Raw genomic sequence first — 14,158 nt, forward strand, 5'->3', positions numbered from 1 at the left:
ATTAAACGTAATACTATACTTACTTGTTTCTGCCGCTGAAAATATGTTTTTCAGCATGGTAAGAAGACCTCACCAACGGACCAGATTCTACATAGTCCAGCCCCATTGCATAACCGATCTCGCGCAATTCCGCAAATTCATCTGGATGTACAAAACGGATCACCGGCAGGTGCTTCGGCGTAGGTTGCAGGTACTGGCCCAGGGTCACTACATCACACCCATTGTCATACAGATCCTGCATCGCCTGTACCACCTCTTCCTTCGTCTCTCCCAATCCAAGCATGATACCACTTTTGGTACGCATACCGCCTTCCTTCAACCGGCGGATCACCTCCAGACTACGATGATATTTAGCCTGTATACGCACCTGTTTGGTCAAACGTTCTACCGTCTCCAGGTTATGAGACACCACCTCCGGTGCTACCTCAATGATCCTTGCCAGGTTCTCCCATTGCCCTCTGAAATCAGGGATCAGGGTCTCCAGCGTAGTCTCAGGATTTAAGGCACGGATAGCTTTAATGGTATTCGCCCAGACGATAGAACCACCGTCTTTCAGCTCATCCCTGTCTACAGAAGTCAATACCGCATGTTTTACCTTCATCAAGTAAATAGCTTCCGCTACCCGCTGCGGCTCATCCCAATCCACCGCCTCAGGACGGCCCGTCGCTACCGCGCAGAAACCACAGCTGCGTGTACAAATGTTTCCCAGGATCATGAAGGTCGCCGTACCAGCTCCCCAGCACTCTCCCATATTCGGACAGTTTCCGCTCTCGCAGATCGTATGTAATTTATGTGTATCAACCAGGTTCCTTACTTGCTTGTAACTTTCACCGATCGGTAGTTTTACGCGCAACCAGTCAGGCTTCTTTACCCTGGCGCTCGCCGGCTCTGCGGCTATTACGGGTAATTCTTGCATCGCTTATTCCTTTCTTTAGACTAACAAAGTTACTACTTCTCCTACTTATTCCAGCGTTTACCAAATTGAAGGCTCACATATGCATTAAAGAAAAACTGCTTATTATCGATCAATGCCATAATAGGCACCTTCTTCGTATAATACTCCGCATTCACACCCACCTCCAGCGCACTGACGATCTCGTTAAACCGGGCCCAGTCAAACCGTATACCCGTTTTCGCATGCAATCCCGGTACCACCGACAACTCTCCCCAACCCTTGCCAAATCCGGCACCACCAATGATAGACTGCCGGGACAGGAACACCCCGTCATACAACGGACTCATACCATATTTGATCGACTTCGTCTCCCGGGGATTCAAAGGGTCCTGCACCATCACATAATAAGGCTTCAACAACCCCACAGATATACCTCCGTAATATACACCACTCACTTCCACCCCGTTCTTATTCCCCTTTCCACCTATCAACCGGCGCTGACCTATACCAAACTTAGCCTGGTAAAAATTGTTCTGCTTGCCAAAAATATAAGGACGCTCCGTATACACATACCCAAATCCATCCACTCCCCGGAAATCCCCCGGCTTACGATCCTCCTTCGGATGTTTCTTCTCCATCAACTCAAACTGGAAATAGGTCACCTTCTCTCTCGTCTTACGATAACCCAACTCAAAAAATCCACCATACCCGTCCGTATTCAACCGGGCACCCAAAGACCACTCCCGCTCAAACACATTATCACCTTCCTCCCGCTCCTTAAACAGGGATATACGCTTTAACCGCCGTTGCTCTTTCTCCTCCCGCTTGGCTTCTTTAGAGGATGTACGCGAAGACTGCGCCTGCAGACCGCCACCAATCAATAATAAAAGGAAGAATAATTGTATTTTTTTCACAGTAATGGGCTATTATATATCAAATATATTACTTCAGATTGTGATTAATAAATCCGCTTCCACCAAAACATAACTATGATGTACCGGGAAAGGCTAATATATAAACGCCGGTTTTACGCTATTGTTACACGGCTGCCTACAAACCTACAAGATTTTTCCCACTCCCCCTCATGGCCATAGCATTTAACAGAAATATAGTTACTTTACCTCCCGAAAAAAACATCACAGCCATGCAAACAGCCGAAATTGTATACAACGGACAACTCAGGACCACCGCCACACACGTTAAAAGCCAAACCACCATCGAAACAGATGCCCCGGTAGACAACAACGGCAAAGGAGAACGATTCTCCCCAACCGACCTCGTAGCCGCCGCACTAGGCACCTGCATGGTCACCATCATGGGCATCACCGCCAACCAGCATAAATGGCAGCTGGAAGGTACCAAAGTCGGCGTTCTTAAATTAATGGGAACAGACCCGCGCCGTATCACGCAGCTCAAAGTAGTCATCGATTTTCCCACAGGCCACAACCTGGGCGAAAAAGAAAGAAAAATACTGGAAACAGCCGCACTCAACTGCCCCGTAGCTAAAAGCATCCATCCCGATATCATACAGGATGTTACCTTCAATTGGTAAGAAAAATCATCCCGCCAGACCAGCCCACCAGTTGGTCTGGCAATCTACTCCCATCCACACACAACCAATCCTACCCTCGTCTCAGCACCGCCCACCTCCCCCTGTCAGCAACCCTCCGCCACCTCACTCCTCCCGTAATAACTTCGCCCCTACCGCACACGCCAAACATCGCTTCTCATCACAGTAATGCTGCTTCAGCTGCAATAACGCCTGCGTATCCAACGCCGTACGTACCCCGATGCCAGCCTCCTCCCATACCTGCACCACCCGGTTCTCCTCCGCCGGCAACTGCCCCAGCAACTGCAATGCCCGCTCCTGGTAATACCGCTGCGCTTTCTCCTGCCCATACAGATACAATAAAGGCAATACCGTATTGATCAGGATATTGTGGATCGCAGTCCTGCCCGGCTGCCGCGTACGCCCATCCTCCGTATCAAACCGGTAATGCTGTTGCCAGTAAGCCGACAAGGGCACTGTAAACAATCGCTCCAACACCCCTATATCACCCGCTTCCAATATCCGGGAAAATAAATGAGAAGGCCCGTGTAACAACGCCGCCAACATAGCAATACGCATACTCGGAAACGCCGAAGGCCGCATCCTCAACCACCTCCAGCGATACGCCTCCATCGGCTCCAGCGAATACTTATGACGCAGATAACTGTACTCCTCATACAACTGCTGCGGATACCCCGATGCTAACCCCGCATGCAACATCCCCGCCTGCCCGAACAATAACGCCTCCAGCTGCAACAGGTTCCCCCGGTGACGCATCAGCAACGTATGCGGCAACGACTGCGCCAGCTGCAAAAAAGGCAACGCATTCACCGGCACCCCCAACCCCTGCGCCACCGCCCAAAAACAAACCTCCTCCCAGTTATACCTCGTATGCAGCAACCACGCCTGGAACATCTGCGTCTTCCGCTCCCAACGCTCCGCCAGCAACCGCTCCTTCCAGCTCTGCCACGTCAACGCCGGCACCTTCGCCGCACCCCACGCACAAGGCAACCGATCCATCGTCGTCAACAACTGCTCATACCGCTGCCACACCCGTAACGGTATCCGCTGCCCCAACTCCACACAGGGTATCCCCAGCCGGTCCACCTCCGCCATATCATGCTCCAACACTACATGCAATACCACACTGTCATACTGCCGGTTATACTGATGCCCATGCCGGTACCAGTCCGATGTCCGCATATGCAACTCCACCTGCCCCGCCCACAACGCAGCCCCTATACGAACCCGCGCCGACGTAAAGTCCGGACCCGCATCACGGTTACGAACACCCGGATGCAATACATCCACCGGCTCACCAGCCGTCGTCTCCAACGAAATAGCATTATACAATCGGAACTGCCAGATATGCTGCAGCAGCGATTCCGTACATCCGGGGCCAACGGAGATCATCTTATTATTTGATTTTCAGGGGTTACGAATCAGTTTTTCTCAAACAAAACAAATAAACAAAAAAATTCGCCTCGCAAATGTTAATCCGCCTGCCTTTTTTATCCACGCTTAATCCTCACCTCCACCTTCCCTATAGCTCTCCTGTATCATTCCTATAGCATTCGTATAATCATCCTGTAAGCAAAGCATATAGCTACCTATAGCATCGATATACAAAACATATAGATCACCTATACAATCACTATAGGTTGGATATAGATTGGATATAGAACACTTATACAACGCTTATACAACACTTATACATCCTATAAGCAACCAGTGTACAACCTCATGATTTTCAAACCAATAAGTATTTCCGGATATTTCTTTTTCCCCGAGTATTTGGAATTCTCGTCAAACTACTGTTACCTTTGCACCCAGTTCTTACACAAGACTTATCCAGAAAGGCGGAGGGACTTGGCCCTGCGATGCCTTAGCAACCATCTTGTTCACACAACAGGAAAAGGTGCTAATTCCGGCTCCGGTAGCAATACCAGAGATAGATAAGTTGGCAGAGATTACTCTTCATGTATAAAAATACTTAAAGGCTCTTCCAACACCAGGAAGGGCCTTTTTTATGCCCGCTCCCCCCCTCCCCACCCGATCTGGATAATGTTTGTCGTGCAATGATCTGCCGAATTTGTTATATTGTAATAAGCTTGCAATACCGGCCAGGCCCACACCATACAAGCCCCCGGATGCCAACATCAACCACAGTATAACCTACTAAAATCAGTGAACGGTGAAAACAGCGACGCAACTCATTCACAGCATCCCCGTCGACGAACTGACAGGCGCGATCTCAGTACCAATTTACCAGAGCTCCACCTTCGTCCAGGAATCGCCGGGCATCAACAAAGGCTTCGAATTCTCCAGGGCCAATAACCCCACGAGAAAAGTACTCGAAGACATCATATGCGGACTCGAAGAAGGCTACGCCGGATTCGCTTTCGCCAGCGGCATGGCTGCCATCGATGCTGTACTCAAACTACTCAAATCCGGCGATGAGATCATGGCCGTAGAAGATACCTATGGCGGCATCTTCCAGATGTTCAACCACATGTTCGAACGCTTCGGTATCAAAGTCAACTTCGTAGATACCAGCAACCTCGATAAAGTACTCGCGGCCATCACCCCGCGCACACGCATCATCTGGCTGGAATCACCCACCAACCCGACCCTGCGTATCTCAGATATCAAATCCATTAGCAAAATCGCCAAACAACACGATATCCTCCTGGTAGTAGATAACACCCTCAGCACACCGCTACTACTCCAACCCATCCCACTAGGCGCCGATATCGTGCTGCACAGCGCCTCCAAATACCTCGCCGGCCATACCGACGTTATAGCCGGCCTCGTAGTAGTCAACAGCAAACCGCTGGCAGACCAGCTGAGATACAACCAGAACATCTCCGGTAGCATCCTCAGCCCTTTCGAAGCCTGGCTCACCATCAGAGGAATAGAAACACTCTGCCTCCGCCTCGATAAACAATGCAGCAACGCCACCACCATCGCCAACTGGCTCGCAGCTCACCCACTCGTAGATAAAGTCTACTACCCGGGCCTGCCCACACATAAAAACCACCACATCGCCCGCAAACAACAAAAACAATACGGCGCACTGGTGAGCTTCACCTTGAAAAATGATAACATCAAAAACGCGATCCGCATCGTCAACGCCACCAAACTATTCAAACTAGCAGAAAGCTTCGGCGGCGTCAAAAGCATGCTCGATCACCCGGTCACCATGACCCACAGAAATATCCCGGAAGAGTTTCGCAAAAAAACAGGACTGCAAGACTCCTGTATACGCCTGTCCATAGGCATCGAAGATGCTGATGACCTCATCAACGACCTCAGACAGGCACTCGACAAACTCAATCATCCGGCAGGCAAACAAATGACAGTATTACAATAAGGCAATAGCCGTACAAAACGCCGGCCTTCAGCATCCACAACAGATGCCCAAAGCACGTTACGTATAAAATCAAGTTTTAAAACAAGTATGGAAAACAAGATCATCAATCTGGGAATTTTCGGATTCGGTTGCGTCGGACAAGGCCTCTACGAAGTACTTAACAGGACCAAAGGAATCAATGCACGTATCAAAAAAATATGTATCAAAGATCCTAACAAACCCCGCCCTATTGACATGAGCTACTTTACCACCGATAAAAATGAGATCCTCCAGGATCCTACCATCGATGTAGTAGTAGAACTCATCAATGAAACCGACGCAGCTTTCGAGATCGTTAGCACTGCCCTCCGTAATGGTAAAGCCGTAGTAAGCGCCAGCAAACGGATGATCGCCGAAAACCTCCCGGCACTATACCAACTTCAGGTCGAAAATAAAGTACCCTTCCTCTACGAAGCCTCCAGCTGCGCCAGTATACCCATTATCCGCAACCTGGAAGAATACTACGATAATGACCTGCTCAACGCCGTAGAAGGCATCTGCAATGGCTCTACCAACTACATCCTTACCAAAATATTCGAGGAAAATCTCAGCTTCGAAACAGCCTTGCAACAAGCACAGGACAAAGGATTCGCCGAAACAGACCCAACCCTCGACATAGAAGGATACGATCCCAAATTTAAAATCGTTATCCTCCTCCTCCACGCCTTCGGCACCTTCGTCAAACCCGAAGAAGTATTCAACTTCGGTATCCACCACCTCAACGACTTCGATATACAATTCGCCCGCCAACGTGGCTCTACCATCAAATTGATCGGTAACTGCCGCCGCCAGAACGGCAACGTATTCGCATACGTACTCCCACATCTCATAAAAGAACACAACCTCCTCTATGATGTGTACAATGAGTACAATGGCATCCTCCTCGAAAGCGCCTTCACCGACAAACAGTTCTTCGTAGGCAAAGGAGCAGGAGGTACCGCCACCGGCAGCGCCGTACTGTCCGATATCTCCGCACTGCTCTACAACTACCGCTACGAATACAAAAAGATCAAACAGTCTAACCAACCGGCGTTCACCAACGACGTACAACTCAAAATATACCTCCGCTACAAAACACCGGACCAGGTAGACCTCACCGCCTTCTACAGCATCTCCGAAAAATATGAATCACCCGAATACCGCTACGTAGTAGGTATCATCAATCTCGAAAAATTAAAATCCTCCGGTTGGCTCAAAAATAAAGATGTCAACCTGCTGGTGCTCGAATAATACCGTTTCGCATTTTTCAATCACCAACCATAAAAAAAGGATTGCCGCATCTTCGTATGCAGCAATCCTTACTTATTTTTAATACTATGGTATATCCCGTACCCGTGCCTACCTCCCCTCCAGCAATGCCACAACACTACTGATCGGCAATCCCATCACATTGTAGAAGCAACCGTTGATACCCGCAATACCCACCGCACCGATCCACTCCTGTATCGCATACGCACCAGCCTTATCAAATGGCTGATACTCCTTTACATAATAAACAATCTGCTCCATCGTCAACTCATTGAAATACACTTCCGTCGTCTGCGAAAAAGATCGCTCCTCCTCCCCTGCACGTACTACCACACCCGTTACGACACGGTGCGTACGCCCGCTCAATGCACTCAATATCCGGATCGCATCCGCCTCATCCTTCGGCTTCCCGATGATCGTATGATCTAGCACAACCACCGTATCCGCCGCCAATATCACATCGTTCGCATCACAAAGAGCCGATACCGCCAGCGCCTTATGACGCGCAATATGTACCGGCACCTCCGCAATCTCCATCCCGTCAGGATAAGTCTCTTCCGTAGCTACCACCTTCACCGTAAAAGGTACCTGCGCCTGCTCCAGCAACTGCTTACGCCGGGGCGACTGTGACGCTAATATGATAGGTCGTCCTGTATACATTACAATATGATTTTAAAGAAGATCATAGATAAAATTCCCGTCAGCATAATCAGCTTCACCAACGAACTAACCTTATGATAATGCGCCGGCAAATGCGCTCTTTTCAATAATACCCAGGCATACGCCGATGGCACCTGCACAAACAACAACAAATACAATACCGCCCAATACCAACCCGGCCCCCATACCTTGATCTGTACAATCAGTATCAATAACTCCGCCAGAATAACAAGCGCCTTGCAAAGCTGCTTCGCCGGATCAACTCCCCACACAATAGGAACCGTACGACACCCGTCCTTACTATCCCCTATCATATCCTCCAAGTCCTTCACCACCTCCCGCAACATCGACATGATAAAAGCAAACGTCGCATACACCCCGATGATCTTGATCAGCTTCCCCCCCACATGCGATAATATCGCCTCGAAAGTTTCATATATCTGCTTCTCATAAAAACCAACCACTACCACCGCCAACGCCGTTAGCAAAGAGATCACGACATTACCGATCAAAGGCTGCCGCTTGAATGAAGTAGAATAAAACCATAACAACAAAGAACAGATCACCTGCGTAAAACCCAGGTAAATTTGCCCGATCTGCCACGCCACAATAAAACCCAAAGACACCCCTCCCATATTAAGGATCGTATGCCAGGCCATCGCCCAACGCCGGCTGATGATCTTATCCAGTACCATCTTATCCGGCTTGTTGACAATATCTATGTTAATGTCGAAATAATCATTGATAATATAACCAGCCGCTGCCACCAACACCGTAGAAAGACACAATAAAGAAAAAGATACCGGCGTCAGCGAAGGCGTCTCCCCGTTGCGGATCAGCACAGGCGCAATCACACAGTACTGCAGTAAAAATTGGGTAAGCGCTATATATAATAGGTTAGGATATCGGATCAGTTTGAAAAAAGCAGTCAATAGCTTCATGGGTTTCTAAAATTGACCGTAAATGTAAGCAGAAAATTATTGGCCCCCGGCAGGCACCGGCACACAATAGCCAAAAGATGTCCGATAATATATATAAATCAATCGTCTACTTCGAAGCAATCCCCTCGTCAATCACCCAGTCACCGTTCAACTTCAGGACCTTCTCGATCACATCACGCACACATCCACGCCCCCCGGTCACCGGCGATATATATTGACTGATACTTTTGATCTCCGGAACAGCATCCGCCGGACAGGCAGCCAACCCCACCAGCTGCATCGGCCGGTAATCAGGTATATCATCCCCCATAAACAAGATCTCATCCCAACGCAGATCATGAGCAATCACATACTCCTCCAGCTTCTCCTGCTTATCCGTAATCCCCATGTAAATATCCGTGATCCCCAATCCCTGCAAACGCTGCACCACACTCTCCGACTTACCACCAGAGATCACCACCACCCGGTAACGACGCTTCACCGCCAGCTGCAAAGCATAACCGTCCTTAATGTTCATCCGCCGGGACAACTCCCCACCGGGCAACAACTGTACCGTGCCGTCCGTCAGCACACCGTCTACGTCAAATACAAAAGTGTTGATTGGCTTAAATAGTGAAAGCAGGTTCATCTGATCGTTTTAGATCCACAGGCGCTCCCTCGCAACCCATGGCCGCCGCAAAAGTATCCGTTATCCATCAATTTGACAACCCCCTCCCTAAGCATCCGCCTGCTGACGGGCATAAAAATCCTGTATACTGTCACTCATCACCTGGTACATCAACCGCAGATGAGGTTCCTGCTCCAATAAATCCCGGTGCAACGCCATCGTCGCCTCATCATGCCGCAATGCCGGCCCCGTTTGTACCTGCTCCGGCGCATGTTTCTCCAGCCGCTCAAAAGTCTCCCGTATAATAGGCGCCAGCAACGAAAAATCCAGCCCCTCCCGCTCACAATACGACTTCGCCAACGCCATCAGATGATTCGTAAAATTATTCACCAGCACCGCCGATAAATGCAACTGCAACCGCTGCCGCGAATCCACCACAGCCGTCTGCGATGCAATACTCTGCGCCAACTGCTGTATCCGCCGCAATGTCTCCTCATTACTGGCCTCCAGCAGCACCGGTATCGGCGGATAGTTCTTCAACTCCTTTCGGATCGATTGTAAAGGATACATTACCCCCGTATGCGTAGATATCTTGCTGATCACCGACAATGGTGCCGCCCCCGCCGTATGCGCCACAATCCGTTTACCCAACCGCAACGTATCATTCAATACCGGCAAAGCCGCATCACTCACCGCCAATATATAAGCGTCTGCATCCATGTTAATATCCGCCAGATCAGTACTCCAGCGAGCATTCAGCACCTCCCCCAACCGGGTAGCATGCGCCGCATCCCGGCTCATTACCTGCACGATCTGATGCCCGTGCAGCTTTAACAATTGCCCGTAACAATGGGCTATATTGCCCGCACCTACTATAACAACATCCATATACGTGATTCGTTAATGATCAAAATTAGTGGTTCGTTGATGATCAAAATTATAAAAGGAATGGTCGTCTTATTATCAAAAAGGTAGGAAATAAACACCCCAACATCGGTTTTTCAACAGGATATCCATCCGGCAATTTACTATTAACGGATAATAAATCATTATGGTTTTTATACCCACATACACATTCCGGCAGCAAAAGGGTGTCAGTATGGCAGAAAAAATAATATACCCCCGTTCGCCCTCCCCACCCCACACGCCATTATATATATAATATACCCGCTGGGCATGTCTTACACCTCATCCACCACTCCCATAACTCCTCCCCCATGCACATCCTATATTAGCAATAATCACCATGTCTTGCCTGCCCCTCATTTTTTATTCTCAACCTACTTTTATATACTTGCATAAATCGCAAATCCCTTTTTTGTTAAAAATTTGCGTATCTAGTAGCTAATAAAGAAGGCATTCATGGCAAAAAACCTTGTTATAGTTGAGTCACCTGCAAAGGCTAAGACCATAGAAAAAATATTGGGCAAAGACTTTGAAGTCAAATCCTGCTTCGGGCATATCCGTGACCTGGAGAAGGATGACATGGGTATTGACATTCAGAACAACTTCAAGCCAAAATATATTATCCCTGACGACAAAGAAAAGGTGGTAAAGGAACTCAAAAAACTGGCGAAAGATACCGATGAGGTATGGCTCGCAACGGATGAGGACCGGGAAGGAGAAGCCATCTCATGGCACCTCTGCGAGGTACTCGGCCTCGACCCGGAAAATACCAAACGTATCGTTTTCCATGAGATCACCAAACCTGCCATCGAAAAAGCCGTGCAGCAACCCCGCCTCCTGGATATGAACCTGGTCAACGCCCAACAAGCCAGACGTATCCTCGACCGTATCGTAGGTTTTGAACTATCCCCCGTCCTATGGCGCAAAATGAGCATGCGCAACTCCTTGTCCGCCGGTCGCGTACAATCCGTAGCCGTTCGCCTTATCGTCGAACGCGAACGCGAGATCAACGCCTTCACCGCCGTGAGCTCATTTAAAGTAGAAGCCTTCTTTATCGCCAAAGATATCAACGGTAAGCCCATCACCTTCAAAGCCGAAGGGCCCACCCGCTTCAAAACAGTAGAAGATGCGGAAAAGTTCCTCCAGCAATGTGTTGGAGCAGCCTACTCCGTAAAAGACATACAGATCAAACCGGGCAAAAAATCCCCGGCAGCCCCTTTCACCACTTCCACCCTCCAGCAGGAAGCCAGCCGCAAACTCGGCTACAGCGTTTCCAAAACCATGCTGCTGGCACAGAAACTCTATGAAAGCGGTAAGATCACCTACATGCGTACCGACTCGGTAAACCTCTCCGAGACCGCGCAAACCGATATCAAAAACGCCATATATAATAACTATGGCGAAAAATATCACCAGCATCGTAAGTTCAAGAATAAAAACGAATCCGCTCAGGAAGCACACGAGGCCATCCGCCCCACCTACATGGAAAATGCTACCGTAGAAGACAGCGATACCAAAAAACTCTACGAACTGATCTGGAAACGTACCATCGCTAGCCAGATGAGCGATGCCGAACTGGAAAAGACCATCGCCAAAATAGATATCTCTACCAACCACGAAGAACTCACCGCCAGCGGTGAAGTCCTCAAATTCGATGGCTTCCTCAAAATATACATGGAAGGCCGCGACGAAGAAGACGAAAATGACGAAGATAGCCAGGAAGGCGTTTTACCTCCCCTGCAGGTAAAACAAGCCCTGGAACTCAAAGAGATGAAAGCCAACGAACGATTTACCCGCCCCGCCCCTCGTTATACAGAGGCCAGCCTGGTAAAGAAACTCGAAGAGCTAGGCATCGGTCGCCCATCCACCTACGCGCCTACTATCACCACCGTTCAAAAACGTAACTACGTAGAAAAACGCGACAAAGAGGGCGTAAAAAGAGACCTGCGCATCCTCACCCTCAAAAACGACAAGATCTCTCAACATACCGATTCCGAAAATACCGGTGCCGAAAAGTCCAAACTCTTCCCCACCGACCTCGGAATGATCGTCACCGACTTCCTCAACCAATACTTCGACCAGGTAATGGACTATAAGTTCACCGCCAAAATCGAAGAAGAATTCGATGAAATAGCACATGGCAAAAAGATCTGGAATAAAATGCTCAACGAATTCTATCAGCCCTTCCATAAAGATGTGGAAAACACCCTGGAGAATGCCGAAAGAGTAAAAGGAGAACGCCTCCTCGGTGAAGAAGCCGAAACAGGCAAACCCATCGTAGCCCGCATGGGCCGCTATGGCCCCATGATCCAGATCGGTAAAGTGGACGACGAGGAAAAACCACGCTTCGCCAAGCTGAAAGCTACCCAGAGCATAGAAACCATCACCCTCGAAGAGGCCATGGAACTATTCCGCCTGCCACGCAACCTCGGCTTGTTCGAAGGCACCGACGTCGTAATCAACATCGGCCGCTTCGGCCCGTACGCCCAACACGATAAAAAATTCTATTCCCTCAAAAAGGAAATGGACCCCTACACAGTAGAACTCGACGAAATAGCTCCGCTGATCGTAGAAAAACGTACGGCCAAAGACGAACGTACCATCAAAGTATTCGAAAAAGAAAAAATACAAATCCTTAAAGGTCCATATGGCCCCTACATCAAACAGGGCCTCAGGAACTTCAAAATACCAAAGGAAAGAATAGATCACGCAGCAGAAATAACGGTAGAAGAAGCCAAAGCCATCATAGAAGATGTCAAAGCCAACCCACCAAAGAAAAAAGCACCGGCCCGCAAGAAAAAAGCGGAATAACCGATATGCCAAATATACGCGCGTGAAAAGGCAGCCATACTGCCCGCTGGAATTTCCGTTTGTTGATTTTAATAGTTAACTTAATAGCAGTATTCGCTTTTCACGCGCACCCATACACCCTGTATGATGCTGCACATCCGCATATGCTGCACATTGATATAGTACCATGCACGAAACAAGAGAGATAAACGCCTTATTCCATTTGCTGGACGATCCGGACCAGGAAGTGTTTGATACCGTAGCCAGTAAGATCCTCCTTTTTGGGAAAGACATTATCCCCAATCTCGAACATCTCTGGGAAACAACCATAGACGAATCCATACAGGAAAGAATAGAACTCCTCATACATCGCGTACACTACCAGGACCTCCAGGTAGCCGTCCGCCAATGGGGCCGCTCCGAATCACCCGAACTCCTTCAGGGAGCCATCCTCGCCGCCAGATACCAGTTCCCCGACCTCCAATCCGCACAGATCATGGTCGAAATAGAACGCATCAAACGCAATATCTGGCTCGAACTCAATAACTACCTCACCCCACTGGAACAGGTCAACGTACTCAATAGCATGATCTATAACTACTTCGGCCTCAAAGGCGAAGAGATCTCCTATCTGCGCAAAAACCAGTTCTTTATCAACCAGGTCATGGAATCCAAAAAAGGAAACCCCCTGACCAATGGCATCATCTTCCAAAGCCTCTGCGCCATGCTCGATCTCCCCGTATATGCCGTCAACATTCCCCGGCAATATATACTGGCCTACTTCGACTCCTTCATCGACTTCGATGTGCCTGGCTCAGAAGATGAAGCCCGCATCCTCTTCTTCGTAGACCCCATTCAGGGCCAGATCTACTCCCACCAGGATGTAGAAACTTACCTGAAAAGAGTATCCGTACCCTCCATACCGGCCTACTATAAACCACAATCCAACCAACGCATCATACAAACCCTGCTGGAAGAACTCTCCAAATGTTTCCAGGAAGATAAAGATGCCTACAAACAAGACGAACTGCAGAATCTCGCCAACCTCCTCTCTACCTGATCCCCTCCCGGATCAGATCATCCCGTTATTCATACCATCAGCCGCCTGCATTTGGCATAAAGCCAAAAAAAGTCCGCTGCCTGTTACCGG

12 protein-coding genes and 1 riboswitch are annotated in these 14,158 nt (G+C 49.0%); of the genes, 5 read left to right on the top strand and 7 right to left on the bottom strand.

The window, feature by feature from the left end:
• Nucleotides 1-19: 19 nt before the first annotated feature.
• A complete protein-coding gene (gene lipA / locus KTO58_RS17130; RefSeq protein ID WP_095838199.1) occupies nucleotides 20-916 on the bottom strand; it encodes a lipoyl synthase in 897 nt (298 codons plus the stop codon).
• Between the two features lie 41 nt (nucleotides 917-957).
• Nucleotides 958-1,809, bottom strand: coding sequence for a hypothetical protein (locus KTO58_RS17135; protein WP_095838198.1), 852 nt, complete (start codon nucleotides 1,807-1,809; stop codon nucleotides 958-960).
• 230 nt (nucleotides 1,810-2,039) lie between these two features.
• Here KTO58_RS17135 and KTO58_RS17140 point away from each other — a divergent pair, with 230 nt between their 5' ends.
• Nucleotides 2,040-2,447: an OsmC family protein gene (locus tag KTO58_RS17140; protein WP_095841523.1), complete on the top strand. Its 408-nt coding sequence runs from the start codon at nucleotides 2,040-2,042 to the stop codon at nucleotides 2,445-2,447.
• A 123-nt stretch (nucleotides 2,448-2,570) separates the two neighbouring features.
• Here the strand turns inward: KTO58_RS17140 and KTO58_RS17145 are convergent, their stop codons facing one another.
• Nucleotides 2,571-3,857 (bottom strand): DUF2851 family protein, encoded by a 1,287-nt coding sequence (locus KTO58_RS17145; protein WP_095838197.1) that lies wholly within the window; start codon nucleotides 3,855-3,857, stop codon nucleotides 2,571-2,573.
• Between the two features lie 431 nt (nucleotides 3,858-4,288).
• Nucleotides 4,289-4,406: riboswitch (SAM riboswitch) on the top strand.
• A gap of 232 nt (nucleotides 4,407-4,638) precedes the next feature.
• Here KTO58_RS17145 and KTO58_RS17150 point away from each other — a divergent pair.
• Nucleotides 4,639-5,817, top strand: coding sequence for a trans-sulfuration enzyme family protein (locus KTO58_RS17150; protein WP_095838195.1), 1,179 nt, complete (start codon nucleotides 4,639-4,641; stop codon nucleotides 5,815-5,817).
• Between the two features lie 87 nt (nucleotides 5,818-5,904).
• Nucleotides 5,905-7,086, top strand: coding sequence for a homoserine dehydrogenase (locus KTO58_RS17155; protein WP_095838194.1), 1,182 nt, complete (start codon nucleotides 5,905-5,907; stop codon nucleotides 7,084-7,086).
• Between the two features lie 108 nt (nucleotides 7,087-7,194).
• On the opposite strand, the gene KTO58_RS17160 is transcribed toward KTO58_RS17155, so the two are convergent.
• From KTO58_RS17160 to KTO58_RS17175, 4 genes are all read right to left on the bottom strand, one after another.
• On the bottom strand, nucleotides 7,195-7,764 hold the full coding sequence (locus KTO58_RS17160) for a Maf family protein (RefSeq protein ID WP_095838193.1): 570 nt from the start codon (nucleotides 7,762-7,764) through the stop codon (nucleotides 7,195-7,197).
• Nucleotides 7,764-8,705, bottom strand: coding sequence for a geranylgeranylglycerol-phosphate geranylgeranyltransferase (locus KTO58_RS17165; RefSeq protein WP_225859803.1), 942 nt, complete (start codon nucleotides 8,703-8,705; stop codon nucleotides 7,764-7,766). The genes KTO58_RS17160 and KTO58_RS17165 overlap by 1 nt, the downstream gene beginning before the upstream one ends.
• Nucleotides 8,706-8,811: 106 nt before the next feature.
• Complete coding sequence (locus KTO58_RS17170; protein WP_095838190.1) at nucleotides 8,812-9,333, bottom strand: KdsC family phosphatase; 522 nt, start codon at nucleotides 9,331-9,333, stop codon at nucleotides 8,812-8,814.
• An 87-nt stretch (nucleotides 9,334-9,420) separates the two neighbouring features.
• Complete coding sequence (locus KTO58_RS17175) at nucleotides 9,421-10,200, bottom strand: Rossmann-like and DUF2520 domain-containing protein (protein ID WP_095838189.1); 780 nt, start codon at nucleotides 10,198-10,200, stop codon at nucleotides 9,421-9,423.
• A 474-nt stretch (nucleotides 10,201-10,674) separates the two neighbouring features.
• Here KTO58_RS17175 and topA point away from each other — a divergent pair, with 474 nt between their 5' ends.
• On the top strand, nucleotides 10,675-13,029 hold the full coding sequence (topA, locus tag KTO58_RS17180; protein WP_095838188.1) for a type I DNA topoisomerase: 2,355 nt from the start codon (nucleotides 10,675-10,677) through the stop codon (nucleotides 13,027-13,029).
• A 166-nt stretch (nucleotides 13,030-13,195) separates the two neighbouring features.
• Nucleotides 13,196-14,068, top strand: a complete 873-nt coding sequence (locus KTO58_RS17185; protein ID WP_095838187.1) for a transglutaminase-like domain-containing protein — start codon at nucleotides 13,196-13,198, stop codon at nucleotides 14,066-14,068.
• Nucleotides 14,069-14,158 lie beyond the last annotated feature (90 nt).

This window comes from Chitinophaga pendula, assembly GCF_020386615.1.
Lineage (GTDB): Bacteria > Bacteroidota > Bacteroidia > Chitinophagales > Chitinophagaceae > Chitinophaga > Chitinophaga pendula.